The sequence below is a fragment of the Synechococcus sp. PCC 7335 genome (genome assembly GCF_000155595.1).
Lineage (GTDB): Bacteria > Cyanobacteriota > Cyanobacteriia > Phormidesmidales > Phormidesmidaceae > Phormidesmis.
In genome coordinates this window covers 1,781,311-1,803,585 of sequence record NZ_DS989904.1, presented here as the reverse complement: position 1 = coordinate 1,803,585, position 22,275 = coordinate 1,781,311, and the positions used below count along the sequence as shown (strand labels likewise).

The 22,275-nt window shown below is 49.5% G+C and carries 21 protein-coding genes and 1 other RNA gene; 9 read left to right on the top strand and 13 right to left on the bottom strand.

Annotated features, from left to right (window positions below; all coding sequences use genetic code 11):
- The 3 genes from S7335_RS07935 to S7335_RS07925 all read right to left on the bottom strand — a co-directional run bounded on the left by S7335_RS07935 (position 1) and on the right by S7335_RS07925 (position 3,728).
- Positions 1-2,028 (bottom strand): sodium:proton antiporter, encoded by a 2,028-nt coding sequence (locus S7335_RS07935; protein ID WP_006456392.1) that lies wholly within the window; start codon positions 2,026-2,028, stop codon positions 1-3.
- Positions 2,029-2,140: 112 nt separating this feature from the next.
- Positions 2,141-3,031 carry a PD-(D/E)XK nuclease family protein gene (locus S7335_RS07930; RefSeq protein ID WP_071776917.1) on the bottom strand — a complete coding sequence of 297 codons (891 nt, stop codon included), beginning with the start codon at positions 3,029-3,031 and terminating at the stop codon, positions 2,141-2,143.
- 43 nt (positions 3,032-3,074) lie between these two features.
- Positions 3,075-3,728, bottom strand: coding sequence for a PAP/fibrillin family protein (locus tag S7335_RS07925; protein ID WP_006456855.1), 654 nt, complete (start codon positions 3,726-3,728; stop codon positions 3,075-3,077).
- A 258-nt stretch (positions 3,729-3,986) separates the two neighbouring features.
- Between S7335_RS07925 and S7335_RS07920 the strand changes: the two genes are divergently transcribed.
- The 3 genes from S7335_RS07920 (at position 3,987) to mraY (ending at position 5,851) form a co-directional block, all read left to right on the top strand.
- A complete protein-coding gene (locus tag S7335_RS07920; RefSeq protein ID WP_006454147.1) occupies positions 3,987-4,244 on the top strand; it encodes a DUF3134 domain-containing protein in 258 nt (85 codons plus the stop codon).
- 316 nt (positions 4,245-4,560) lie between these two features.
- On the top strand, positions 4,561-4,716 hold the full coding sequence (locus tag S7335_RS27715) for a hypothetical protein (RefSeq protein WP_006456133.1): 156 nt from the start codon (positions 4,561-4,563) through the stop codon (positions 4,714-4,716).
- Positions 4,717-4,732: 16 nt separating this feature from the next.
- Entirely contained in the window at positions 4,733-5,851 is a 1,119-nt protein-coding gene (mraY, locus tag S7335_RS07915) for a phospho-N-acetylmuramoyl-pentapeptide-transferase (RefSeq protein WP_006455939.1), read from the top strand.
- Between the two features lie 85 nt (positions 5,852-5,936).
- Here the strand turns inward: mraY and ssrA are convergent.
- Positions 5,937-6,331, bottom strand: a transfer-messenger RNA (tmRNA) gene (gene ssrA / locus S7335_RS26695).
- A 240-nt stretch (positions 6,332-6,571) separates the two neighbouring features.
- Between ssrA and S7335_RS07905 the strand changes: the two genes are divergently transcribed.
- Positions 6,572-7,015, top strand: coding sequence for a hypothetical protein (locus tag S7335_RS07905; protein WP_006456024.1), 444 nt, complete (start codon positions 6,572-6,574; stop codon positions 7,013-7,015).
- Between the two features lie 124 nt (positions 7,016-7,139).
- On the opposite strand, the gene cimA is transcribed toward S7335_RS07905, so the two are convergent.
- The 5 genes from cimA to cofG all read right to left on the bottom strand — a co-directional run bounded on the left by cimA (position 7,140) and on the right by cofG (position 12,394).
- Positions 7,140-8,789 (bottom strand): citramalate synthase, encoded by a 1,650-nt coding sequence (gene cimA / locus S7335_RS07900; RefSeq protein WP_006455394.1) that lies wholly within the window; start codon positions 8,787-8,789, stop codon positions 7,140-7,142.
- 160 nt (positions 8,790-8,949) lie between these two features.
- The gene (locus tag S7335_RS07895) at positions 8,950-10,011 is read right to left on the bottom strand and encodes an AI-2E family transporter (protein ID WP_006454900.1); all 1,062 of its coding nucleotides are present in this window, start codon (positions 10,009-10,011) and stop codon (positions 8,950-8,952) included.
- Between the two features lie 9 nt (positions 10,012-10,020).
- Positions 10,021-10,404, bottom strand: coding sequence for a DUF2288 domain-containing protein (locus S7335_RS07890; RefSeq protein ID WP_006456063.1), 384 nt, complete (start codon positions 10,402-10,404; stop codon positions 10,021-10,023).
- A 264-nt stretch (positions 10,405-10,668) separates the two neighbouring features.
- Positions 10,669-11,313 carry a 1-acyl-sn-glycerol-3-phosphate acyltransferase gene (locus tag S7335_RS07885; RefSeq protein WP_006454207.1) on the bottom strand — a complete coding sequence of 215 codons (645 nt, stop codon included), beginning with the start codon at positions 11,311-11,313 and terminating at the stop codon, positions 10,669-10,671.
- 115 nt (positions 11,314-11,428) lie between these two features.
- Entirely contained in the window at positions 11,429-12,394 is a 966-nt protein-coding gene (gene cofG / locus S7335_RS07880) for a 7,8-didemethyl-8-hydroxy-5-deazariboflavin synthase subunit CofG (protein WP_006456225.1), read from the bottom strand.
- Positions 12,395-12,712: 318 nt separating this feature from the next.
- Here cofG and S7335_RS07875 point away from each other — a divergent pair, with 318 nt between their 5' ends.
- From S7335_RS07875 to S7335_RS07865, 3 genes are all read left to right on the top strand, one after another.
- Positions 12,713-14,095: a histidine phosphatase family protein gene (locus S7335_RS07875; RefSeq protein ID WP_006457319.1), complete on the top strand. Its 1,383-nt coding sequence runs from the start codon at positions 12,713-12,715 to the stop codon at positions 14,093-14,095.
- A 4-nt stretch (positions 14,096-14,099) separates the two neighbouring features.
- The gene (locus S7335_RS07870; protein WP_227499965.1) at positions 14,100-15,395 is read left to right on the top strand and encodes a dihydroorotase; all 1,296 of its coding nucleotides are present in this window, start codon (positions 14,100-14,102) and stop codon (positions 15,393-15,395) included.
- A gap of 91 nt (positions 15,396-15,486) precedes the next feature.
- Positions 15,487-16,227, top strand: coding sequence for an NAD(P)-dependent oxidoreductase (locus tag S7335_RS07865; protein ID WP_006454125.1), 741 nt, complete (start codon positions 15,487-15,489; stop codon positions 16,225-16,227).
- Between the two features lie 72 nt (positions 16,228-16,299).
- Here the strand turns inward: S7335_RS07865 and lepB (S7335_RS07860) are convergent, their stop codons facing one another.
- Together lepB (S7335_RS07860) and lepB (S7335_RS07855) are read right to left on the bottom strand one after the other, a co-directional pair.
- Positions 16,300-16,842 (bottom strand): signal peptidase I, encoded by a 543-nt coding sequence (lepB, locus tag S7335_RS07860; protein ID WP_006453689.1) that lies wholly within the window; start codon positions 16,840-16,842, stop codon positions 16,300-16,302.
- Between the two features lie 168 nt (positions 16,843-17,010).
- Complete coding sequence (gene lepB / locus S7335_RS07855; RefSeq protein WP_006456146.1) at positions 17,011-17,553, bottom strand: signal peptidase I; 543 nt, start codon at positions 17,551-17,553, stop codon at positions 17,011-17,013.
- A 231-nt stretch (positions 17,554-17,784) separates the two neighbouring features.
- On the opposite strand from lepB (S7335_RS07855), the gene S7335_RS07850 reads away from it, so the two are divergent.
- Complete coding sequence (locus tag S7335_RS07850) at positions 17,785-19,104, top strand: dihydroorotase (RefSeq protein WP_038015880.1); 1,320 nt, start codon at positions 17,785-17,787, stop codon at positions 19,102-19,104.
- 54 nt (positions 19,105-19,158) lie between these two features.
- The gene (locus S7335_RS07845) at positions 19,159-19,584 is read left to right on the top strand and encodes a hypothetical protein (protein WP_006456307.1); all 426 of its coding nucleotides are present in this window, start codon (positions 19,159-19,161) and stop codon (positions 19,582-19,584) included.
- A 49-nt stretch (positions 19,585-19,633) separates the two neighbouring features.
- Here the strand turns inward: S7335_RS07845 and S7335_RS07840 are convergent, their stop codons facing one another.
- Together S7335_RS07840 and S7335_RS07835 are read right to left on the bottom strand one after the other, a co-directional pair.
- Complete coding sequence (locus S7335_RS07840) at positions 19,634-21,523, bottom strand: ShlB/FhaC/HecB family hemolysin secretion/activation protein (RefSeq protein ID WP_198011357.1); 1,890 nt, start codon at positions 21,521-21,523, stop codon at positions 19,634-19,636.
- 83 nt (positions 21,524-21,606) lie between these two features.
- Complete coding sequence (locus S7335_RS07835) at positions 21,607-22,269, bottom strand: HAD-IA family hydrolase (RefSeq protein ID WP_006453889.1); 663 nt, start codon at positions 22,267-22,269, stop codon at positions 21,607-21,609.
- Positions 22,270-22,275: the final 6 nt, after the last annotated feature.

Below are 22,275 nucleotides of genomic sequence, written 5' to 3'. Positions count from 1 at the left end.
CTAGGGCTCCTCGATCAGTTTTCTAGGTTGGATCGCCTTAATATTTTCAGACTTAGACGAAGCCGGTTTAGGCTGAGCGGATTCACTTCTACCTTTTCCATTCCCATCTAAGGCTTTCTTAGCCGCTGGTTTGTCTGCCGACTTTCCAGTGGCCGCTGGCGAGTCTTCTGGAGTAGGCTTGATGATCTGGCGGGAGGGCTTGCGAGCACCGGAGAGCCGCTTGAGTAGCTGGGGGGTGGGATCGTGAATTAGGTAGGTAAGCTGGCTTCCGGCGAGCCATTCGGTTTCACCTAGTGCGACTTCAAGCTTTTCGGCTTGTTCGATTACTAGTGGGATGACATCGCCCTCTTCAATAAGTTTGTTAACTTGTTCTCTTTGAGGGGCGATCGCATCTTCAGTAAAGTCATACGTTCCTGTCTGAACCGCATCGTCAGTGATATACGTGTTCCACTTCTTCACAGGCAGTCGGGGCGTTTTCACCTCACCCCTTGCTTTATCATTTTTGGCATCAGCCGTTCCTGCTTGGGTCCGAGGCAGAACTGCAAACACTCTAGGCGGCTGAAACTCCTCTTTCGCTCGTTCTGCGATCACAGAGTTCACTTCCCCATTATTCGTCACAGCTAGAAATGTGCCGATAGAACTCAAGCCTGCTTCTTCTAGAATCTCTCCATTCATCGCTGAACCGACGAAGACGTCAAAGCCTTCTTCTTTGGCGTTATCGCAGGCTGCCTTGTCAGTATCGATAATCACAACCGACTCGCCTCTACCTTTAAACAACCTACCAATCTTTAGTCCTAATGGATTACAGCCGACAATCACCACGCCCGTTGCGCTGCTAGAGGTTACTTTGAGTGCCTGTGCTAGGCTGCGCGCCGTTAGCCCTTGGGCAAAGACGGTCATGATAATAGTCAAAAACACTAAGGCTTTAATCGAGTCGCCACCGTTGATGCCTCGATCGGTTAATAGAATGGCAAACAAGGATGCTACAGAGGCTGAAACAATCCCACGCGGCGAAATCCAGCTCATGAAAGCCTTCTGTCGCCAGTTGAGATCGCTATTGAATGTGCAAGCCCAAACATTAACTGGCCGAACGACAAACATTAAAACAAGTACCGTTAACACAGAGCCCGACCCTAGCTCAAATACGCTGGCTATTGATAGATCAGCCGCTAGCAAAACGAACAGCACCGACACAGAAAAAATAGTTAGCTGCCCTTTAAACCTCCTGAGCAACCGCTCTTCTGGGATTGAGATAGCTCGGACCACGATACCTGCGGCGACCGCTGCCATCAGCCCTGACTCTCCCTGTACGCTTTGAGCAAGGCCATACAAACCCCACGTTCCGGCTAGCACAACCAGATTACGTAGCTCCTCCGATAAAAAATCTGCCGTGCGTAAGAAAAGTGCCATTAGTGCGCCGCCGCCACCGCCAATAGCAATTCCGATACCGAGTCTAGCGAGCAGTCCACCTATCACGAAGGCTGGATCAGTATCACCATTGAGAATGATGTCTAGAACGACGACCGCTAGAATCGCTCCAACAGGATCAATCAAGACGCCCTCACCCTCTAGCAATGTGGCAATCTTACGTTCTGCGCCGACCTGCTTAAGCAATGGCGTGACGACTGTCGGCCCGGTAACAACAATTAGCGAAGCATACAAAAATGCAATCGACCAGGGAAACTCTGCTAGCCAGTGAGCAGCCATTCCACCACCGACGAGTGTGATGAACGTGCCAATGGTGATCAGATTTCGCAGGCTGCCTGAGACTTTGCCAATCTCTTTGAGCTCCAAGTTCAGTCCGCCTTCAAAAAGAATCAGAGCAACGCATAATGAGACAATCACCTCTAGACCGACACCTAGTGTCTGGGGAGCGATCCAGTTCAACCCATCGGTCCCTAGGGCAATTCCAAAGATCAGCAGCAGAATGATACTAGGAACCTTTAGGTAGGCTGCAATGACCTGAGCAGCGATACCTGCTAGGACCGTTAGAACGATTTGCAGCGTGATTTCGAAGGATGCTTCCATTATCCAGATACTGCGAGATCATCAAGCATAGCGCCTTAAGCGAACCTCTGCGAATCTATACGTCTTTGCTATCTTCGCTCATGTTTCTATAGCCACAGCTGCCTACAAAAGGCTACAGAGTCACTTCTGTGACACTATCGGCGGTAAGTTGGCTAGCCGTTCGCAGTAACTGTTGGGTGGTTTGAGGCTGGGTAGCAGCTGAAAAGGGGAGGCGATCGCATCTAAGCGCAAAAGGGCAGTGTTCGCATACACCTTTTTCTACTGCCACCTTTGGAAAGTTTTCTCGCCGCCGCATTTCTGTCAGCCCATCTGTTAGTGATAACAGGTCTTGGCGCGTTTGATCGTGCTGGGCCAGATCATAGTCAAATTGATAGGAGCTTGGCTGGGGTGGTATGGACGTTGTAGATGCTGACATCCCTGAGCGCTCAGACTCATCCAATCGGACAAACCAATAGGTCATAGAAATCTGATCGGGCGTTAGATCGGTGGTTTCACATAGCACGAACTGATACAGTCTCGTTTGCCAGTCTGACGCTAATCGGGCTTTCTTTTGGGGTGTCTGATGCGTCTTCCAATCATATATATGTCCTTTTGACTGGTCTCCTGACCGGTCTGCTAACTGGCCTCCATCTGACCGCCTAGAAAACACCACCAAGTCATAAACCACCGTTAGCAGATAGTCATTGAACGCGAGCGTACGGCGATGTTCGCTTTGGCTAAAGGCGCTAGGCGATCGCGCTGCTGGCAAATGGTTAAAAACCCCGGGCGCTGCATTGGCTAGCGCGTCCAAACTGGCGATCATTTGAGTATCTGCTTTGGAAACAGCCTGGATAGGGAGATCTAATGCCTTTTGCTGCATCAATAGGTGAAACTGGCTTCCCCACTGAGTCTTGGTATGTTGTTCATAGGTAGAGGGGGTAGAGAGCGCATCGAAGAAGACGTGCTGATATCTTCTAGGACAGCTTTCAAAATGTGTAAGGTGACTTTGGGAGAGAGGCAGCATGAGCGGGCGAAAAGCATGGAGGATGACAGTTGAAACGTGGAAGTTAAGTATCCTTCGTGAGTACGAATAAACTACCTTGGTTGCCTCGTCCAATGCGCATATCTTTGTCTAGATAGGTAATTTCTAGCCAGCCCTGTTGGCGATCTGAGTTGATGGCAAGATCTATGCCTTTTAGAAAGTTGAATTTTTCGGTTGACTGGAGCTGCTCGATATATTGCGTAGGGGACTGATAGCCTAGCGATCGCTGCAGTCCAAACACGGCTCGGTTGAACCTAACGTTGACGCGGCGCTGAGACAGGGTTTCAACAGTAGTGGTGGCGGATGCTTGGGAATAGGCAGACTCATCGGCTGGCGCAGGCATAAAGTCAGCAACTACCGAGATAATTCCTTCGCAAAAAGGTAGGCTGTTAACCTCTGCGATGTTGTAGATCTGTGAAGTGGATGGCCGAACGCACTGGTAGATGTTGCCTAAAGCCGCGAACGGAATGCGATCAATACCAAGTAGCTCTTGACTAGTGGTATAGAGCAGCCGCCAGTCACCTGCTAATAGTTCAGGCGCTGACAGAGGATTGGGCGTGGGATTGAGATCTTCTACACGGGCAATAATACTCGCGATCGCCTGGCGGTCATTGGCGGTTGTCGAGATGCCGCGGTTGGTATTAGCGATCGCATTTCTTAAGTCAGTCTTATTCAACATGGGTTTATCTGACCTATCTTTCAATAGGCCCGTTTATACGAAGAAATATACTTCAGCAATTGACACTATTCACCATTAGATGTAATTAATGCGGTGGTACTGTAAAGTAAGTGCCCCTGGGCAGTTCAGCTTGTGGTTTGTTAATAACCAAACGCGACCCTTAAAAGTCAGTTGCTGCTCTGCTATTAGATGATTTCTGATAGATGACTTCTTACCTATGTTATCTATGTACTAGTCCGTTTTAGCTAACACCGCTTAATGAGCAATTACAATCCGTCCGTTCGTCAGATTCCCCGTAAAGACACCGCCGAAGTGATCCCACTTCAAAGAGATTCCTCTATCCTAAACTGGTTAGAAGGAACTGGCCGTCTCATCCCTCGCGAGCCAGTCGACAGCATAGGGGATGAGCCCGAGCCTGAGGAACTTGCCGATCTTATGGGCACTGAAGACAAAGACGATGATGACGACCCTATTGAAGATGACGATGATGCTGAGATGTCACTAGATGATGACTAGTTTCTGCTTTGATAGGGTTTGCTTTAGCCGTCTTTGAAGATCTAAGGCGGCATGGTTTAGAAGAAGGTTATGTGAGTAATCCTGTGTGAATGACCTAGAGGCAATCGTCAGGGTAGTGATCTAGGTTAGTCTAGCCTTTACACTTTGAGACCTTATATCTTCTATTTAAGGGCACTTAGCTAATCACTTAGACAGAAAGCTAGTCACTTGGACAGCTTGTTTGAGGCCATCAGGGTTTAGCTTGGTTTGGCGCAGGTTCATCGAGCCGTGTATTACAGCTGTCTGGGCTGTAGGTCTTCATGTGAGGTAATAACTTATGAAAAGTGAGTGCTCTTCTGCTTATTCCTCGCAAGCTAAAGGTAAGGCTGAGAACGGTAACGATCCTGAAATAGGAACAGTCTGTAGCTGCGATCACCATAGATTTACAAAACAGCGTCAAGTTTTGGTAGAAGATGGGAAAGGTGTGTGGTAAGTGAGAGGATAGTGTCGTGGATGCAAGGTTTCTACCAAAGTCTGTAGGTCTATCTGGTGTAAAGCTTTCGATTCTGCTAGCAGGATGCCTCTTGAGCGCATCGATTGGGTTAGATTTAGCGGCAGGGCGATCGGTGGGAGCAGGCGCAGCTTGGTCGGCTCAATTATCACCTCAATTAACTGGGCCTTTAGTGATCGGAGCGTTACTATCGGCATTGGCTGGCAGCGTCGCCTTACCTATCCTAAAACGGTTCAAAGCGGCGCAGTTTATCAGAGAGGATGGACCGAGTGCCCATCTCAAGAAGGCCGGCACACCCACAATGGGCGGCATCTTTTTTATTCCGGTTGCTGTTCTAATCGCGCTGGTATGGACTGGATTTTCGCCTTTAACAGTGGCCGCAGGCGCGATGACACTAGCTTATGGTCTGATTGGCTGGATCGATGACTGGCAAGTAATGCGAAAGCATTCTAATAAAGGTATCTCTCCAAAGGCGAAGCTTATTCTACAGATTGGATTTGCGATCGCCTTTTGCTTTTGGGCATTCACCACTCAGTCTGTCGAAATCACCACTGTAGCGCTTCCCTTGGGCCTGAGCATTCCGCTAGGTTTTCTCTTTTGGCCGCTAGCTAGCTTTGTATTAGTAGCCGAGAGTAACGCTACTAACCTAACTGACGGTGTCGACGGGCTGATGAGCGGGGCGGGCGCGATCGCTTTTTTAGGCCTTGGTGCGCTTGTTGCCCCTACTTATCCCGATCTGATGGTCTTTTGCGCTACGCTCAGTGGTTCATGTCTAGGCTTTCTTGCCCACAATCGTAATCCTGCCAAAGTGTTCATGGGAGATACCGGCTCTTTAGCTTTAGGTGGTGCCCTCGCCGCTGTCGGTATCCTTAGTCACAACCTATTCGGCCTACTGATTGTTACGCTTCTCTTCGTCGCCGAGACCCTCTCCGTCCTCTTACAGGTTGGCTACTACAAAGCTACCAAAGGCCCAGATGGCAAAGGCAAGCGCTTGTTTAGAATGGCGCCTTTGCACCACCACTTTGAACTATCTGGCTGGTCAGAGCTACAGGTAGTCGGTGTCTTCTATATGATTAGTGCTCTCCTAGCCACCATCGCAATTAGTACGCTTAGATAGTCCCAAGCACTTCTAACAGCACCCAATTCCCGATGGTATACAAAAGGCTCAGCCATCACTGGTTGAGCCTTTCTTAATCTAGGTTGGATGGAGCTGACGGGAGTCGAACCCGTGTCCGCTCTAAGTAATCACGTGTCGCTCACTCACAGGTATAGCCCCTCTAACCCTCAGGGCGGGAGTTTTCCATTGTCCCGGAAACAGGATGCTTCGATGAAAGTCTTAGCTGGCGCACCCATCGAAGAAAGTTTGCCAGAGCACCCGTTGGGGGTTTAGTCCTTACTGCTTAACGGAGTCACAGCTCAGACGCTCGAACCTATAAGAGGTTATTAGGCAGCAGCTACAAGAGCGCGCTTACGAGCAAAAGGTACGATGTTGTTTGCATGTATCTTTAAGTTTGAGCCTTTATTTACAAGAGTAGACTCACTCTTGACCTGTATCACAACACGACTTTCGTTAAAACGTCGAAACCGTTTCAGCCCCGTGTGAATAACTATTATAGCGTCGGTAAAGTATAGCTGCACACAACAACAGCTCTTTTTATCGGCGTTATTACCTTTCGTAAACTGAATTGGTCTGATTTTCACCTATAATATTTCCTTAAGTTTAGTGAATAGCATCTTATAGTTATTCATCTGCGAACCTCCGCACTTGGGCCATTCTGAAGCCTTACAGTCAACGGGCTCAGCAGGTCTCCAATAATAAGAAAACAAGGTCAACGCCATGAGCACCTCCGACGAGAACGGCACCACTAAAAGTGCTGCCAGCAGTAACCGCAGCCGTAAGAAAGTAGCTGTGACTGCTGAATCCAAATCTGAAACGGCAAAGGACGAAACTGCTAATAAGGGCGGTTTAGCCAAAGCTCCTCAACATGAAGTGGTAGAGCTCACGGATCATTCTCGCGTGTTCGAGTCTGATTCGCTGCCTAACCATCGTCCGATTGAACTGAGTAATGTAGAGGTCGTTGATTCATTGTCCTCTGCGGGTATTCGACCGGTGATGTCTGGTGCATTTGAGATTTCCACTGTTGACTCGTTGCCCGGCCATCGACCTGTGGCTGTAGATACTATAGATTTTTCTGACATTGACTCTTTACCTGGTCACAGACCTATTGCCAGCAACAATATAGATGAAGATCCTGGTACGTTAATGGGCTATCTGGATTAATCGATCTGATTGGAATCAGGCAATGGGATGAACGTATCGAGTGGAAGAGGGCACTATGCTCTCTTTTTCGCATGCGCTGTCAGTCCAATCGCATGCCAAGACATTGCCTTTGAGACATCGCCACTTATGCAGGCAGTTTCTCTGTACTTGTTTTAGCTGATCGGCTTTTGGCCGCTTGGTATAGTCCGTACTCAATGCCAGCAGCCACTGCCTGATAAGAGGCCTCTAGTATATTGACTGATACCCCAATTGTGGTCCATCTCTGTTTTCCGTTGCTAGATTCTACAAGTACTCGGACTTTTGCCGCCGTACCCGCCTCGCTATTGAGAATGCGAACTTTGTAGTCAGTTAGATAGAAGGTTTCCACCGCCGGGAAGAACCGGACCAGTGCTTTGTGCAACGCCTTATCCAACGCCGATACCGGGCCCATACATTCGGCAACTTCTAGCACTTCTTGCCCTTTCACCGCTGCTTTGATCATGGCGCGAGCCCCGATGTTGCATTGCACGTCCGACTGAATCACGTTGTAATTGACTTCAAAGCCGCGTAGCTGAAACAGTGGCTGATGTAGGTTCAGTTCTGTACGTAGCAGCAGCTCAAAGCTAGCTTCAGCCGCTTCAAACTGGTAGCCTTGATCCTCTAATTCTTTGACACGGTTAATGATGTTTCGAGTAGCCGGATCGTTCTTTCTAAGGGTGATACCGTAGCTCTTGGCTTTGGAGAGAACGGTGCTAGCTCCAGATGAGCTAGAGACGACAATGTGCCGGGCATTACCAACTGCACTCGGTTCAATATGTTCGTAGGTTTTGGGATTACGTTCTACCGCGCTGATATGAATTCCGCCCTTGTGAGCAAAAGCGGAACGGCCAACATAAGGCGCGTGATCATCCGCTGCCAAGTTGACTATTTCGCTCACGAATCGACTCGTTTCAGCTAGGGTTTTCAACTGCTCAGAAGACAGGCAGTCATAGTCCATCTTGAGCTGTAGGTTTGGAATGACACTGCACAGATCAGCGTTGCCGCAGCGTTCGCCGTAGCCGTTGATAGTCCCATGGACCATTCTGGCGCCTGCCTCTACCGCAAAGAGCGAGCTAGTAACAGCGCTGCCGCTGTCGTTATGGGTGTGAATACCAATCTGGGGTGGATCGATAAGATCGGTGTGGTTGATCTGCAGCCAAGTGCGAACCTTATCTACGATGGCTTCGACTGTTTTAGGTAGGGTGCCGCCGTTAGTATCGCAAAGGACTATCCAATCAGCGCCGCCCAGTACAGCAGCCTCTAGCGTTTTAAGTGCATAGTCAGGGTTCGCCTGGTAGCCATCAAACCAATGCTCAGCGTCATAGATGACTCGACGTCCGTTAGCGCGTAAGAATTCGATAGAATCTTGAATCATCGCTAAATTTTCGCCAAGGCTGACTTTGAGCGCATCGGTCACATGGAGATCCCAGGATTTACCAAAGATTGTCAGCCATTGGGTATTGGCGTTTAGCAAGTTTTGCAGCGTCAGATCTTCTGAGGGCTTTTGATGCGATCGCCGAGTAGAGCCAAAGGCAACAACTTGGGTGTTGAGCAGAGGCTTTGTTTTCAAATAGTCGAAAAGCCGAGTATCAACAGCATTTGCACCAGGCCAGCCGCCTTCGATAAAAGGAATGCCAAGTTGAGCAAGACGATTGAGAATTTTTATCTTGTCTTCGAAGGTGCAGGAAATACCGTGTCGCTGGATGCCATCTCTAAGCGTTGTATCGTAGATGAGAACTTGGCGAGGGGTGTTCATATGCGCTGCTGCTTGAGTAGTATTCAGCCGAGGATCTGTAGGATAGAGGCTGACAAGGCTAGTTGTACTGGTTGTTAGTAAGACTTAAGAGCTTTAGGTGATCGCCCACGATGAAACGACTAGTAGCACTCTATTGTCAAGCTGGCTAATGGAAAGCTGGCTAAGATTTGGTTTTGGCGGCGGAACTAGATACCGCAGCGCTGCCCTTCATTTCATCAATTTCTAATAAGTTGATGATAGTGCTAGCGACTGGAATAGACAAGAAAATTCCTAAGACACCTGCGATTCGTGCACCCACAATTAGCGCAAAGAACATCACCACAGGATTGATGTTTAATGAGTCTTTCATGATGCGCGGCAGCAACAAATTCTCTTCTACCTGCTGAAGCACTACGCAAATCACGATTGACTGCGTAGCTAGTAAGATACTTTGCGATAGTAGGAATAGTGAGATTAAGCTAACACCTAGGGTTGCACCGATACCCGGAATTAGATCAAACACTCCAGCAATAACGGCCAGCGTCGGTGCATAGGGTACGCCTAGTAATAGAAAAACAACAAACGTTGACACACCGAAGAAGATAGAAAGAAGTAGCCGTCCCCAAAAGAACCCTAAGAAACTATCTTGAACAGTTTCTGTAATCCGCCTCTGTTGGTCTAGCGGTAGCCTTTTGATGAGGAAATACCACAGCCGTGCACCGTCAAACAGCATGAACAAAGTCACTACAGCAATCAGAACCGAGTGTAGAAAATTATTCACTAGACCTTGCAACAAATTTACGCCTACGCCAAGTAGGCCAACCGCCTGATCGCGAAACTGAGCACCCAGAGACTGCAGATCAACAGGTAGATTTCGCCGTTGAAGAAATTGTTCTAAGGCTTCGATCCGAGGCGTCAAAGAAGTTAGGAAGTCAGAGAGGTTGTCAATGAGTGGCTGACCCTGAGAGAGCACAACCAGCGCAATTGTCGTAATGAGGCCGCCAATTACCATCAAGGCGATCGCAAAGACAATCGAAACAGCAACGCCGTGCGGCAAAAACCGTCGTAGCCAACGCACCGGATAACTCAGCAAAAAAGCTAAAATCGTCGCAGCAGTGAAGATGATAATGACGGTTTCAAAATATTCTAGAAGCGCTACCGCCGCCCACCCGCAGACAAACAACAACAAATAACGCAACAGTGAGGATGTTGCTAGGTGTTTCCAAAGCGGATGGTCTTCCATAGACGGCTGTCAATCAGACGGTAGGTCAGGTAATGAATCAACCTGCTCAGTAGAAGCAACAGGCTCAACTTGGACTAAAACGTAGGGTTGCACAATCAAAGAGAGGAACCGCTTGGTTTCACTATTCCAGGTTACAAGCTGTTCGGCGGTAGGTTTGCGAATGAGCTGTTCATTAATCCAACGCTCTACGACCTGGGTTTGATTAGAGGCGATCGCCGCCCCGGCTTCGACCAGGTCAAGCTGTGGATTGACCACGATGACTGCATCGCGCTGTACATGGGGCTTTAGCAGTTCCCATGACACTGGCCCCATCATTTCTGTAAGTTCCGCATACAAATCATTTGACACTGACTCTTCTGACACTCGCTCTTCTGACATAGAATCTTCTGGCATAGAGGCCCTTCGACGGCTAGATGTACTATAGCTATCGTCACTTCTCTAAATTAGCTAAAGTTCTAGATCAGCTAAAGTAGAGTAGCCAAAGTAGAGCAGTACAGCTAAACCCCTATACGGCAGTAGGTCAAGTGACTTCCCGTGCCCCGAATACATCCGAACGCGGCTATATAGTCTAGTTCTTCGCATTTTACCTGCGATCGCTACCTCTTCGTTGAGCAGTTTGCTTCAAGCCTCTTCTGCTTCTATCTTCCTAGCAGCTCTTTATCTACCTAGCTCATGTAGGCTATGAATTTCGTCCGCGCAGCGCTGTGTAATTGCCCGTAGTTCGGCCTTGTCTTTAGTCAGCGGAGGGGGGAGCACCTCCCCAATTCTTACCGTTACCGCTGCTGGTCTAGGCAGAAGCGCTCCTTTTTTCAAAATCTTCTCAGTCCCCCACAAGCTGACCGGTAACAGCGGGACTTGAGCTTTCGCTGCAATTAGCGCCGCTCCTAGCTTAGGATCTGGGATTCGTCCGTCTGAGGTGCGTATCCCCTGTAAAAAAATACCTACTGCCCAGCCATTCTCTAGCTGCCGGAGGGCTTCTCGAATAGCGCTGCGATCGGCTGAGCCTCTCTTAACCGGATATGCTCCATAGGCTCGAATCGCTGGTGCTAGCACTGGCACTCGAAACAGCGACTCTTTTGCCATAAAAGACACTGGTCGTCCGATGCAGTTAGACAATAGCGGCGGATCAAAATTACTGGCATGGTTAGCCACAATAATTAACGGCCCTTGCTTTGGTACCTTCTTAGCCCCATAGATACGTCCGCGAAAATAGCCATGTAACACCGGGCTGACCACCGACCACTTAAACAGGTGATATAGCGCGAGGCTAATGAAGGGTTCGCGTTCTTGGGCCATCGTCATAGGTACATAGTGGTGCCTAAATCGTTGCATACTTTCAGATTCATTCACCAAAGAATCTGTATAGTACCGGACTTAGTGCCGAACGCTGAGTGCCGCGCTTGCCTTCTACAGTGGGTTACGACAGTGCGTTTTCAGCAGAATATTGATACTGCTTTGAGACTTCGGCTATCTCAGAAGGTAGCCATTGATCGTATTGTCTATAAACCGGCAGTCTTTTCTGTAGCTTCCAGCCTTGAGTGTCTAAAAGCGATCGCATAGTAATGCGATCACGGTGGCTATAGTTCGGATTGACTTCATCGATTGGGCCAATACCACCTAAGTCTGTTGCACCTGCGGCAATGCAGTCTAGCAGTGCCTGGTCTAAGAGAATCAAATTCGGTGGAATTTGAATTGTAATGTCCGAAGGAAGAACAGACTTAGCCAGCTTCACTGCTTTTAGCAGGGTAGTTCCGTAGCAAGGCGATCGCACTTCACTCTGCCTTTCTCCTGGCTGGTGTGGCTGCAAAATCACTTCTTGAATGTGTCCGTACTTTTGGTGAACTTGGGCAATCGCGCTTAAGCTCTCTTGCCAATCTTCAACGGTTTCACCTAAGCCCAGTAATATTCCTGTCGTAAATGGAATCTTTAGCCTACCTGCAAAGTTCAATTGTTCTAACCGCCGCTCAGGCTGCTTACTTGGCGCGTACTTGTGTACTGTGTTCATCAAAGTAGGTGTCATTTGCTCTAGCATCAACCCCATCGAAGCATTGACCTGTTTAAGCGCCGCCATCTCCTGATAGCTAAGTGGACCGACATTGGTATGTGGAAGAAATCCCATCGCCAGCGCTAGCTCACACATCTGATAGATATGCTCAAACCATGCCGCCCGGCGAGCACTCTTAGGGTGAACTTCGCCGCTCAAGATAAGAATTTCAATGACTTCTGTAGACTGCAATCGCGTCAGCGTTTCTCTAGCCTTCTCTAGACTCATCCACTGATCAGTACCTGGTTCTTGGCGAAAGTTACAGTAAGTACAGCGATTGAAGCACTCGTAGGTCGGAACTAGAGTGTAGGCAGGGCTATAGGTGACGATCTTTGACATACCCCATTATTGTAGGCAACTCGTCTGTGTTTACGCTGTATATACACAGTCACAGATACCTAGTTACAGACAAGTTTTATAGGCGAGTTGGTATGCGAACACGTCGATTCTGCATCTCAACGTTGTTTCCTACATATCCTATTGCAATAGGCGCTTCGTTGTAAGATAGCTCTGGCATATATAGTAGCTAGCGTCGAATGCATTCGTGCGCCTAGTGTGCCCTAGCGCTTTGTTAAGACAAAAATCTTACTGATTGGAAATGTCTGAAGCGCAGAAGTGGCAAAAGCTATAGCTCTATCTAAAGGCGAGGCAGCTCCGTTGAAAACCACTGTTATCATCGTTCGGCATGGTCAAAGTACCTCGAATGCAAGCCGAGTCATTCAAGGCCACCACGATAAAGCAGTCCTTACAGAATTAGGCAAACAGCAGGCGCATCAGGTAGGCAAAACACTCTCAGGGTTAACGCTAGACGCTGTGTATACTAGTCCGCTAAAGCGAGCCCAGCACACCTGTGAAATCATCGTTGAGACGATGAAACAGACCGGAAATGCACTGCCTAAGATTCAGATTGCAGATTTAATCAAAGAGATCAATTTACCGCTATGGGAATCAAAGTCATTCGATGAGGTAGAGGCTAACTACCAGGAGATGTATCAAGCCTGGAGGACCTTACCAAACGAGTTTGTCATGCCGCTGCCGAACGCAGATGGAACAACAACGGATTTCTATCCGGTTCGAGATATGTGGGAACGGGCGACGCTATTTTGGCAGACTGTCTTAGCCAAGCATCCAGGTCAAACCATTCTGCTAGTAGGTCATAGTGCGATTAACCGCGCGCTACTAGGTGCTGCAATTGGCTTAGGCCCTGCAAGCTTGAACAGTATGGGACAAGATAATTGCGCGATCAACGTGCTGAATTTTATCAGTGGGCAAGAAGGCGAGGTAGCTAGTGTGCAGCTAGAGTCGTTGAACTTGACAAGTCATCTGGGGCAGCCGATCCCTCAGCGGCGATCGCGCTTTAAAGGGCCTAGATTCTTACTGGTACGTCACGGCGAAACTAACTGGAATCGAGACGGTCGGTTTCAAGGAAAAATCGATATTCCACTTAACGAAAACGGTCACCGTCAGGCGGCGCAGGCAGGTGAATTTCTGAAGACGGTCAGCATCGATGCGGCTGTGAGTTCTTCGATGTTACGACCCAAAGAAACAGCCGAGGGTATTTTGCAGCATCATCCAGAAGTGCGCCTAGAAACCACAGAGCAGCTCTGGGAAATCGGCCACGGCGAATGGGAAGGCATGCTAGAAACCGAGATTGAAGCCGGCTATCCTGGCATGCTCGCTCAGTGGCAAAGCAAACCCGAGACAGTACAGATGCCAGCAGGCGAAAATCTAGAGGATGTATGGGCTAGAGCGAAGAAAGGCTGGGGAGATATTGTCGCGGCCTACAGTGAGGGCACAGACTATTGGGATACGCCACCAACGGTGATGGTGGTCGCTCACGATGCCATCAACAAGGCAATCTTATGTCAGCTGTTTGGACTTGGGCCAGAGAAGTTTTGGCAGTTTAAGCAAGGCAACGGCGCAGTCAGTGTGATTGACTATCACGGTGGAGCAGACAGCCTACCCGTCTTAAGCGCAGCGAACATTACAACGCATCTATCAGGCAGCATTTTTGACAAGACAGCGGCCGGGGCTCTATAGGCTTATGTCGCATTCTATGAGGCAGCTGATCACACAGGCAACCTTGATAGGAGGAGCCGCTGAGCTGACGGCTGATGGCGTGGGTGATGTGCTTATTGAAGCCGGAAAAATTGCAGCGATCGCCCCTTCGATTACAGAGATACCAACCGATACCGAGATCGTTGATGGCAGCGGTCAGTTCCTAGGTCCAGGCTTAATCGATCTCTACAGCCAAAGCGGTGAACCTGGCTACGAGCCTAGAGAAACCTATGTGTCTTTGCGACGGGCAGCTACCGCCGGTGGATTCACTCGAGTAGGCCTGCTGCCAACCACTCAGCCTGCGGCTGATAGTATCAGCGCGATCGCCTCTATTCTTGCCGCCCAGAAAGTGGGCACCAATCTTTCAGCCCAAACCAAGCTTATGCCCTGGTCTGCTATCACCATCGGCGCCAAGGGCAAGCAGCTTGTGGACTTTGCTGAGCTAGCAGAAGCAGGCGCGGTTGGGTTTACGGATGCTAGACCCCTCTCTAATCCAGTTCTCGTTAAACGACTGCTGGAATATATGCAGCCTCTAAACCAGCCAATCGCCCTATGGCCTTGTGATCCTCAAATTGCTGGAGCGGGTGCCGCTAGAGAGGGGGTAAATAGTCTGCGATTGGGGTTAGAAGGCGTCAGCGTAATTGCCGAGACCGCTTCGCTGGCCGCGCTATTAGAATACATCGCTGAGACGTCGACTCCGATCCATATCATGCGCGTTTCTACGGCTCGAAGCATCACCTTAATCCGACAGGCCAAAGAGCAGGGCCTACCGATTACTGCCAGTGTAGCCTGGCATCACCTTTGCTTTGATACAGGAGATCTACAAGACTATCAGCCTAGCTTGCGTCACGACCCGCCATTAGGTAACCCGGCTGATCGACAGGCTTTAGTAGACGCTGTTAGAGAGGGCGTTTTAGAGGCGATCGCCATCGATCATAGCCCCTACACCTATGAAGAAAAAACTGTCGCCTTCGATTTAGCCCCGCCCGGTGCGATCGGGTTAGAGCTAGCTTTACCGATCTTGTGGCAAACCTTCGTCGTCACCGGGAAATGGCCTCCAGACCTACTGTGGCATCGGTTGAGTCACGGCCCAGCCAACTGTCTTCAGCTAGATGCTGGTAGGTTAGAGATCGGTGCGAGCGCTGAGCTAACCCTCTTTAATCCAGCAACTCAATGGACACTCACCGCTCAAAACTTACAAACGCTGTCAGCTTTCAACACCCCTTGGGCTGGACAATCTATACAGGGAAAAGTCTCTCATGTGTGGAACTGCCAGTTTTGATGCTGATATGCAAGATTGGTACTGATGTATAGAGCTGACGTGTAGAGCTTACGTAAAGATCTGATGTATAGAACCGAGCGGTAGAGAAGCCATGACCAAAGTCCTTGTAGTCGGCGCTAGTGGGGCCACCGGACGGCTACTCGTTCAAGCCTTACTCAATCGTGGTCTGAACGTCGTCGCCATTGTGCGTTCACCCGAAAAGATCTCAGAAGCGCTCCGACAGCACACAAACTTACAGATCGTCTGCGCTAATCTACTCGAGCTGAGCGAAACGGAAATGGTTCAACACGTTAGTCCATGTAGTGCGATCGCGTCGTGCTTAGGACACAACATGACTTGGAGCGGCATCTATGGACAGCCGCGCTGGTTAGTCACTGATGCAATACGTCTACTGTGCGACGCGATTAAAGCCAACCAGACACAGACGTCAACTAAAGTTGTGCTAATGAATACAGCGGGTAATCGCAATCGAGATTTGCCTGAGCGAATTTCACTTGCCCAAAAGTGTATCATTTGGTTGATTCGGGCACTCCTGCCGCCCCATGCGGACAATGAACAAGCCGCAGACTATCTACGGACCGAAATTGGTCAGAATAATCCGAACATTGAATGGAGCGTAGTTCGTCCGGATACTCTGACTCACGAAGCGCAGGTAAGCGAGTACGAAGTACATCCTTCACCTGTTAGAAGTGCCATCTTTGATGCGGGCTCAACTAGTCGTATTAATGTCAGCCACTTTATGGCTAACTTGATGACTGATGATGATCTATGGAATAAGTGGAAAGGTCAGATGCCAGTGATTTATAACAAGTCCTTCGAAAACAAGCCCTAAGACAGTAGTCTCTAACTGGACAGGTAACACGTTATCTAATACGGGCTCCATCTCTTGAGAGCACTAGCGATATCAATCCAACCCACCAATTCGACTAGGCGGCCAGAACCGAACCGCTGCCTTACCAATAATCGTCTCTTCTGATAAGAATCCCCAAACATGACCATCGGAGCTACTATTGCGATTGTCACCAAGCACTAGGTAATGCCCGTTTGGTACCACGTTTGGACCCCATACGTAGGCTGGAGGCGATTTTATGTAGTCTTCAGCTAGGACCTTACCATCCACAAAAACCCGGCCATCTTTTACAGCAACTTCTTCGCCTGGCAGGCCAACAACACGCTTCAAATAGGCATCTTTAGTAGTTGACTGCGCAGCTTCCAAAGCTTCCTTCGGCGCTTGAAAAACGATGATATCGCCTCGCTTTGGGGGATGAAAACGGTAGCTGATTTTCTCAACAAACAGACGGTCGTTGATCTCAATGGTGGGCTGCATAGAGCCAGTAGGCACTAGCCGCGCTTCAGCCACGAACTGTCGGACACCAAAGGCTAGAGCAACACTAAGACCAACCGTTTGTACGGCTTCTACCCAGAAGCGAGTCTGTTGCTTAGTCATGAAAGAAGAGAATCGTATCAATACATATTGATAAAGTACCCCTCATCCGGCCAAAATGTGACCGATCCTATGCCAATTCAGTCTTCGGACTCACCTTTTCAGTAGCAAACGAAACTCAGTAGCCAAGCAAAGTTCAGCCAAGCGGGGCCTAGTAGCAAAGCATCGAAGTCAATCCAACCCACCGATGCGCTGAATAGGCCAGAATCGAACAACAGCTCTGCCAATAATCCTTTCGCGTGGGAGAAATCCCCACACATGACCATCAGAGCTGCTGTTACGATTATCACCCAACACCAAATATTCATCGGTAGGGACAACTTGCGGACCCCAGGTATAGGCTGGTGGGGCTTGGATGTAATCTTCTTCTAGAGCACTGCCGTCTATAAAGACTCTGCCCTGTTTAATCTCTACTTCTTCACCAGGAAGGCCGATAACGCGCTTGATGTAGGCGTCTTTGGTCGTGGAGTGAGCAGCGTCTAGAGCTGCTTGCGGCGCGCGAAAAACAATGATGTCGCCCCGTTTGGGGGGATTAAAGTGGTAGCTGATTTTTTCGACAACTAGGCGATCATCAACTTCGAGAGTAGGCAGCATCGATTCTGAAGGAATGAAGCGTGCTTCGGCGACAAACTGACGAATACCTAGTGCTAGAAAGATACTAAGAGCAACTGTTTGTAGCCCTTCGATCCACGGATTTTGCTGCTTTTCAGACACGACTTATATGAACTCGACAGTTGAAAAAGTATAAACGCATATATGCTTTGGCGGCGTCTGTCGTCATTCTAGTTAGGATGACAGATGCTGTATAGGTGGTGGAGACTGAGCCACTTTGATTGAAACATTAATTTTGATAGGCGTTTAGCTAGATAGCTTTCTACCACTTTGATCCTATCGCCAGAGTTGCGATAGCCTGTCAAAGGCTGTTTGAAGCGTGCTTGATTAATTATGACGCAAATGCCGCTAGTGATTCGCGCAGCGCAGATACTGTTGCCATCTGGAGAGATAGAACCGTCAGAGGTGGTCATTGAGGAAGGCAAGATCGCAGCAGTTGGTGCTGACCTGAAGTTGCCTAGACAGGCTAGAACCATTGACGGTAGTGGATTGACGCTACTTCCTGGAGTAATCGACCCACAGGTGCATTTTCGCGAGCCAGGACTTGAGTACAAAGAAGATTTGTTCACAGCCTCGCGTGCTTGCGCAAGAGGAGGTGTAACTTCTTTTTTAGAGATGCCCAATACGCTGCCGCTGACCACAACTCAAGCTGTTTTGACGGATAAACTGGCGATCGCAGCGTCTAAAAGCTTAGTCAACTATGGCTTCTTCATTGGGGCTACCGCCGAAAACCTAGACGATTTGCGCACCGCGAACCCAACCTGTGGCATCAAAATCTTCATGGGCTCAGCCCACGGCCCGCTCTCCGTCGATACGGCTGAAACCATTGAGCCGATCTTTGCAGTCGGCGATCGCCTGATCGCAGTCCACGCTGAAGACCAAGCTCGCATTCTAGCTAGGCGAGAGCTGTTCGCAGGTGAAAGCGATCCGGCTACTCATACCAAAGTGCAAGACAATGAAACGGCGCTGCTAGCGACAAAACTGGCCCTTAGCCTCTCGAAAAAGTATCAGCGACGATTGCATATTTTGCATATGTCGACTGGCGAAGAAGCCGAACTGCTGCGCCGAGATAAGCCGAGTTGGGTCACCGCCGAAGTGACGCCTCAACACTTGCTGCTAGATGTGAGCGCGTATGAAAAGCTAGGGACGCTGGCGCAGATGAATCCACCGCTGAAGTATGAGCGCGATCGCGAGTTTCTCTGGCAAGCACTTCTAGATGGTGTGATTGACTTTATCGCCACTGATCATGCTCCCCACACCCTTGAAGAAAAGCGTAAAGGCTATCCTCATGCGCCTTCTGGTATGCCTGGTGTAGAGACTTCTTTGCCCCTGATGCTGACTCAGTCTCAGCAAAATCGCTGCACCGTCGCTCAAGTCGCCAACTGGATGTCTACCGCCGTTGCCAGGGCCTACCATATTCCCAATAAGGGACTAATTGAGCCTGGATATGACGCTGATCTTGTCTTAGTCGACTTATCTACCTATCGCCCTGTCTTGCGCGAGGAACTACAGACAAAGTGTGGCTGGAGTCCTTTTGAAGGATGGAATCTAACTGGCTGGCCAGTCGTTACTATCGTCGGTGGCCAGATCGTCTACGACCGCGGCAAGATTGATACCGCTGTGCGCGGCAAAGCGCTTACCTTTGATCAGTAGCTCTTTTTCTCCCTATGGCTAATCTCTCTGTGGCTAATCTCCCTGTGGCTAACTATGGCTAACCCATTTCGCTCTCTTAAATATCTTCCTTGGGCCGACCTAGCGAAGAGTGCCGCAGTAACGGTGGCGATCGCTACCGCCATAGACTATCTACTGCTGATGGGGCTAGTAGCTTTAAACAGCTCAGCCGCTGCCACTCGCATTCCTAACGGGCTCTTGTTTCTCATGGCATCTCTTCTTCCACTGGCCGTCTATTTCGGACTCGGCGCACTGGGGGTCTTCGTCACTTCTCGGCTTTTTCATCAAGTCATCCTCACCGCGAATACGATGTGGGCACTCGTTGCCTGTATCGTGGTGGCGCTGTTTATTCGATCTTTATTGCCCATTCCGGGCCTATTTATTGGTGGGATTAGTTATCTTGTTGTAATGGGTATGGCTATTGGCACCTTCGTATACGGACGCCGCTACTGGCGCTACTAACCTGACGCTTATTTAATCGCACAGATCACTTCAAAACAAGCAGACTACTTCAAAACAAGTTGTATCGAACAGAAAAGTAGATTCCGCTATCTTGCAAGCTATTGCTAGTGCTCTCTAGATCCACCAAGGGAATACCCCAATCTAGCCTGGCCGACAGATTCTCGTTTTGTTCCCAGACAAGGCCAACGCCTGTCCCTGCTAGAACGTTTGTATCGGCAGAGTCGTCAAAGTTGTTCCAAGCGGTGCCCACATCTAGGAAGGGGGCTACTTGAACAATACTATCTCTTGAGAAGCGGATGATCGGCAAACGCGCTTCTGCTGAAACCAGCGCGCCGTTGTCTCGCAGCAGCGCGTTTTGACGATAGCCCCGTACGGTCTGCTGTCCGCCCAAGCCAAACTGTTCTGAAGAAAATAGCCGATCGGTGGCTAGCTGAAGGTCACCTCTAAGAAAAAAGAGCGCATTCTCACCAAGCAATCTGACCCACTGGCCCTGTCCCCGCCAAGAAAAAAACTGGCTGTCTGGAATGCCTGTTTCATCGTTATTAGTCGCGTTTAGAATATCAAGGCCCAAGTTGAACTGCGATCTAGCAGCTAGCACCTGCCTTTGATTTCTCTGCGTCCAGCCTTGAGAGAATCGTAGGGCGCTGACTTTACTTCTGCCATCTTCATCAGCCCCTAGGACTAGCTCCTGACCAAAATCTCCTAGACCAGAACGAATTTGGTTCTCAGTGTGTGAAAAGGCTAGACCGAGTGTCAGTTCTCGCGTAGGACTTTCGATTAAAGGATGAGTGACGCCGACTTCGTAGTAAAAGGCGTCAGAGCTAATGTCTAAGACCTCAAAGGTATCTTCAATTACTCGGCTATCACCATAGCCCGCCTCAAGGATCAGACGCGTGTTGCGAGGGCTAAGGGGAATAGAATAGCTGGCGTCTACGCCGTTGCTGCCGTTGGTGTTGGCATAGCCCAAGAAGAAGCGATCGCCTAACCCTGAGACGTTCCCTGCCTGCAAGTTGATCCGCCGGCTCACACTGCCGATATTAGGCGAACGGCGATTGTCTACCGAGGCAACTACATCGAACGCATCCGCCTCGGTGATCTCTACTCGGAGGATGCTTGTCCCAGGCCGTACCCCCGCCTGCAAATCTGCGGATACCGCTTCGATCAACGGATCGATTTGCAGCCGCTGCAGTCCAGCGAGTAGCCTATTGGTATTAATCGGCGGCCGCGCCACTAATCCTATTCTGCCGCGAATATAGTTAGGTCTAAGACGATTAGTTCCGACGACCTCAATTTCTTCTATAGCGCCTTCTAAGACCTGTATAGTGACAACACCTTCTTCTAAGGTCTGGGGTGGAATAAAAGCCCCTGACGTAACAAAGCCTGCCTCAATATAGCGTTGGGTTACCGCTGAGCGGACCTGTAGTAAGTCATTAAACGTGATCGGAACGCCAGTAAATCTAGAAAACAGTTCGGCGAAATCTTCATCGCTAAAAGCGGTGCTACCTGCCAGCTGAATTTTGCTCACTACAAACGTTTCTTCACCATCTTCTAAAGCATCGGGCGGAACGTCAGGCTCGCTAGGTTCGCCTAAGAGCTCTTCAGGAGAAGGGAGCTGGGGCGGTAGGGTCTCTTCAGGCAGGTCATCGGGAGGTCGCTCGGGCCAAATATCGCCAGGCCCGGGCAGAATATCGCCAAGCTCGGGCAGAATATCGCTAGGTTCGGGGACTTCGTCAGCAGAACTCTGCGCTATCTGAACGATGTCTGAACCTAGATTAGCCAGCTTCGTAGAAGAGCTCACTGGGGTCTGTTCTGTAGCAGACTGAATGACGATGCGACTGGTAGAAGCGCCAGTTAGAGGTAGTGCGATCGCCGGCCCTGTCCGGACTGCTAACACGCTGAGAGAAGAAACCGCAAACAGTAGGCAATAGGAAGAAGACATCGCACAAGCCATGCAAAGAGCTCATTGTGCAATATGACTGAACTATCAACGCTTGTCTATAACCAAGTAAAGTTATAAGTGCTTCATCTAAGTACTAGCACTGCTCTCATACCAATCGCTTTAGCGCCCACATAATCCTCTGCTTCACTATCGCCTACATGCCATGCCTGCTGCGCCGTACAGTTGTGTTTGGCCAGCGCCACCTGAAAGATTTTGGGCGAAGGTTTTGCAGCCCCCACTTCGGTAGATAGCGTCACCGATTGAAAATACGTATCTAATCCTAAACGACTAAGCACGCGATGCAAACGAGAGTCAAAGTTAGAAATAACGCCTAGCTCAATTCCCATAGACTGCCAGCGACGAAGAGACGAAGGGGTATCAGCATACACATGCCATGGGTCGCTAGTTTCAAAATAGTTATACAGAGTTGCGAAAAAGGTATCAAAATCTTCAAACCGATCGATCACGCCTACTTGCTCAAACGTCTGGGCTACGATAGCTTTCCACCAGTGATATTCTAACGCTGGGATATCAGCCGGACTCGCCTCTGGAAAAGCCAAACGCTCAGCAGCAGCAAAGCTTTGATAGAAAGCCTGATTGACCGCTTGAGGATCGCTCTCTACTCCGGCTGAGTGTGCCAGCTGACTATAAAGATCGCCAACGCTGCTTTTGACACCGAAGAGTGTACCGAAAGCATCGAGATAGATAACTTTTGGCCGTGGCCACCGGGAGGAAGATACAGACATGAGTTA

What these genes read in the sequence shown, in the direction of transcription:
- S7335_RS07895 (WP_006454900.1), bottom strand. Translation starts at nt 10,011, where the DNA reads ATGGAAGACCATCCGCTTTGGAAACACCTAGCAACATCCTCACTGTTG.
- S7335_RS07905 (WP_006456024.1), top strand. Translation starts at nt 6,572, where the DNA reads ATGAGCACCTCCGACGAGAACGGCACCACTAAAAGTGCTGCCAGCAGT.
- S7335_RS27715 (WP_006456133.1), top strand. Translation starts at nt 4,561, where the DNA reads ATGAAAAGTGAGTGCTCTTCTGCTTATTCCTCGCAAGCTAAAGGTAAG.
- S7335_RS07850 (WP_038015880.1), top strand. Translation starts at nt 17,785, where the DNA reads ATGACGCAAATGCCGCTAGTGATTCGCGCAGCGCAGATACTGTTGCCA.
- cimA (WP_006455394.1), bottom strand. Translation starts at nt 8,789, where the DNA reads ATGAACACCCCTCGCCAAGTTCTCATCTACGATACAACGCTTAGAGAT.
- S7335_RS07840 (WP_198011357.1), bottom strand. Translation starts at nt 21,523, where the DNA reads ATGTCTTCTTCCTATTGCCTACTGTTTGCGGTTTCTTCTCTCAGCGTG.
- S7335_RS07835 (WP_006453889.1), bottom strand. Translation starts at nt 22,269, where the DNA reads ATGTCTGTATCTTCCTCCCGGTGGCCACGGCCAAAAGTTATCTATCTC.
- S7335_RS07845 (WP_006456307.1), top strand. Translation starts at nt 19,159, where the DNA reads ATGGCTAACCCATTTCGCTCTCTTAAATATCTTCCTTGGGCCGACCTA.
- cofG (WP_006456225.1), bottom strand. Translation starts at nt 12,394, where the DNA reads ATGTCAAAGATCGTCACCTATAGCCCTGCCTACACTCTAGTTCCGACC.
- S7335_RS07935 (WP_006456392.1), bottom strand. Translation starts at nt 2,028, where the DNA reads ATGGAAGCATCCTTCGAAATCACGCTGCAAATCGTTCTAACGGTCCTA.
- S7335_RS07930 (WP_071776917.1), bottom strand. Translation starts at nt 3,031, where the DNA reads ATGCTGCCTCTCTCCCAAAGTCACCTTACACATTTTGAAAGCTGTCCT.
- lepB (WP_006453689.1), bottom strand. Translation starts at nt 16,842, where the DNA reads ATGACTAAGCAACAGACTCGCTTCTGGGTAGAAGCCGTACAAACGGTT.
- S7335_RS07870 (WP_227499965.1), top strand. Translation starts at nt 14,100, where the DNA reads ATGTCGCATTCTATGAGGCAGCTGATCACACAGGCAACCTTGATAGGA.
- S7335_RS07865 (WP_006454125.1), top strand. Translation starts at nt 15,487, where the DNA reads ATGACCAAAGTCCTTGTAGTCGGCGCTAGTGGGGCCACCGGACGGCTA.
- S7335_RS07885 (WP_006454207.1), bottom strand. Translation starts at nt 11,313, where the DNA reads ATGACGATGGCCCAAGAACGCGAACCCTTCATTAGCCTCGCGCTATAT.
- S7335_RS07920 (WP_006454147.1), top strand. Translation starts at nt 3,987, where the DNA reads ATGAGCAATTACAATCCGTCCGTTCGTCAGATTCCCCGTAAAGACACC.
- S7335_RS07925 (WP_006456855.1), bottom strand. Translation starts at nt 3,728, where the DNA reads ATGTTGAATAAGACTGACTTAAGAAATGCGATCGCTAATACCAACCGC.
- S7335_RS07890 (WP_006456063.1), bottom strand. Translation starts at nt 10,404, where the DNA reads ATGCCAGAAGATTCTATGTCAGAAGAGCGAGTGTCAGAAGAGTCAGTG.